Consider the following 265-nt stretch of genomic DNA (forward strand, 5'->3'; position numbering starts at 1 on the left):
GCGGCGTACGCGTGTTCACGGGCAGGCAGTCCCACAGCTCGGAGAGCGTGACCGGCTCGTCGCCCCATACCGGGGAGTCGAGGAGTTCGGACAGCCGCACGAAGCTCGCCCGCTTCCCCTCGGCGTCGGTGCGCGCCCGGACGTCCGTCAGCGGGCCGTCGGCCTGCTTCGTGTGGATGCCGTGCCCGCTCAGGCCCCACTGGTCCTCTCCCGCCAGCGCGGTTGCGCTCGCCGCGATCGCCCGGCCCGCCTGGCTCAGCCCGTA

General features: G+C 74.0%; 1 pseudogene. It reads right to left on the reverse strand.

What is annotated here, in order from left to right:
- Positions 1-265: pseudogene (locus tag VR45_RS41825) on the reverse strand (hypothetical protein); the annotation flags it as partial.

Origin of the sequence: Streptomyces sp. NRRL S-495 (genome assembly GCF_000966955.1) — a bacterium.
In the GTDB taxonomy this organism is placed as follows: domain Bacteria; phylum Actinomycetota; class Actinomycetes; order Streptomycetales; family Streptomycetaceae; genus Kitasatospora; species Kitasatospora purpeofusca.